This is a genomic window from Aminobacter sp. P4_H6_2, assembly GCF_056400805.1.
Map to the genome: position 1 here is coordinate 1 of NZ_JBFUKO010000856.1, position 1846 is coordinate 1846.

General features: G+C 62.9%; 2 protein-coding genes. One reads left to right on the forward strand and one right to left on the reverse strand.

Annotation, left to right across the window (positions count from 1 at the left end):
- Positions 1 to 1087 (forward strand): lytic murein transglycosylase (locus AC1DUU_RS30995; RefSeq protein ID WP_476787140.1); only part of this gene is annotated, 1087 nt, incomplete at its 5' end.
- Positions 1088 to 1243: 156 nt separating this feature from the next.
- On the opposite strand, the gene AC1DUU_RS31000 is transcribed toward AC1DUU_RS30995, so the two are convergent.
- Positions 1244 to 1825, reverse strand: coding sequence for an NAD-dependent epimerase/dehydratase family protein (locus tag AC1DUU_RS31000; RefSeq protein WP_476787141.1), 582 nt, complete (start codon positions 1823 to 1825; stop codon positions 1244 to 1246).
- Positions 1826 to 1846: the final 21 nt, after the last annotated feature.

The window sequence follows — 1846 nt, forward strand, 5'->3', positions numbered from 1 at the left end:
TGCCAATGAGGCCCGTGCCGCCGGCGTCGGCGAACAGGGGCTTGCGGCTCTGGCCAACGCTGCGCTCGACCCGAAAGTGCTGGAACGTGATCGCGCCCAGGGCGTCTTCGCCCAGACCTTCACCCAGTTCTCCGAGCGCATGATCAGCGACTACCGGCTCAAGCACGGCGCCGCCAACCTGCAGAAATATGGCCAGTACTTCACCATCGCCGAACAGGACTACGGCGTGCCCGGACCGGTGATTGCTGCGTTCTGGGGACTAGAGACTGATTTCGGCGCGGTGCAGGGCAATTTCAACTCGCTCAACGCGCTGGTGACGATGGCGCATGACTGCCGCCGGCCTGACCTGTTCCGCCCGCAGGTGATCCCGCTGATCACCTTGATCGACCGCAACGTCCTGCCCGCCGACGTCAAGGGTGCATGGGCCGGCGAAATCGGCCAGACCCAAATCCTGCCCACCGACTATCTGGCGCGCGGCGTCGATGGCGACGGCGACGGCATTGTCGACCTGCGCAACAGCCCGGCCGACGTCATCTTGACCACCGGCAAGAAGATCCAGTCGCGCGGCTGGAAGCGCGGCGAGCCGTGGATCGAGGAAGTTCGGGTTCCCGCCGAGATGGCCTGGGAACAGACAGGCCGTACCAACAAGCAGCCGTTGGCCACATGGGCCGAAATGGGCGTCACCATGCGCGACGGCAGCCCGCTCAAGGACAATGGGCTCAAGGGCGCAATCGTCTTGCCAATGGGCCGCAAGGGTCCGGCTTTCCTGACCTACGACAATTACGATGTCTATCTCGAGTGGAACCAGTCGGCGACCTACACGCTGACCGCGGCCCATCTTGCCGCGCGTCTCGCCGGCCAGCCCGCCTTCGATCGCGGCAATCCCGACCCGGGCCTGACAGGCGATGCCATGAAGCAGCTGCAGCAGAAGCTGGCCGACAAGGGCTACGACGTCGGCGGCATCGACGGCATTTTGGGCACCAACACTCGTGAAGCCATCCGCCAGGAACAGATACGTCTCAAGCTGCCTGTCGATGGCTGGCCGACTGACGAGCTGCTGGCCGATCTTCAGGCGAGTAGCGATTAGCGAGTAGCGAGTAGCGAGTAGCGAGTAGCGAGTAGCGAGTAGCGAGTAGCGAGTAGCGAGTAGCGAGTAGCGAGTAGCGAGTAGGAATATTCGCGCTCGAAATGCGCTCAACCCCAATTTTCCCTATTCGCTACTCGCTATTCCCCATTCGCTCCCTCAAAACAACGAAGCCGCATCGTGGTGGACCGGCTTCCAGCCGAGTTCGGCCCGCGCCTTGTCTCCGCTCAGGCGCTGGCTGATCGCATAGCCCCGCGCCCACTCGCCCAGATTTTCCGCAGCAAGGTCGACGCTGACGATGTGTAGCTCTGGACGCTCCGTCCGAAGCTGCCGCGCCACCCCAAGGACAATCTCGCCGACCGTCAGGCCATCAATGGCCGAACCGTTGTAGACCGCGCCGGCTCGCGCCTTTTCGAGAACATTGAGGTAAAGCTCCGCCAAATCTTCTGCGTGAATCAGCGGCCAGACCACCTCTTTGGAGCCGATCACCTCGACCGGCCTTCCTTCATGAATCGCATCCATGAAGGACGAAAACACGCCGCCCTCGGCCGAATAGACCATCGCCGGGTGCACGACGAAGCTGTCTATGTCGGGCGCTTCGAGCACACGCCTCATAGTGTCGATCGTCCCGCTGAATGCCGGCAAAGGATTAAACGGGGTTTCCTCCGTGGCCACGCGCGCTCCGGTTGCCCCGAACAGCCAGCAGCCGCCGGTATAGATGAAGCGTGGCCGTTTCGGCATCGCGCCCAGCACAGGCAAGAG

What these genes read in the sequence shown, in the direction of transcription:
- AC1DUU_RS31000 (WP_476787141.1), bottom strand. Translation starts at nt 1,825, where the DNA reads ATGCCGAAACGGCCACGCTTCATCTATACCGGCGGCTGCTGGCTGTTC.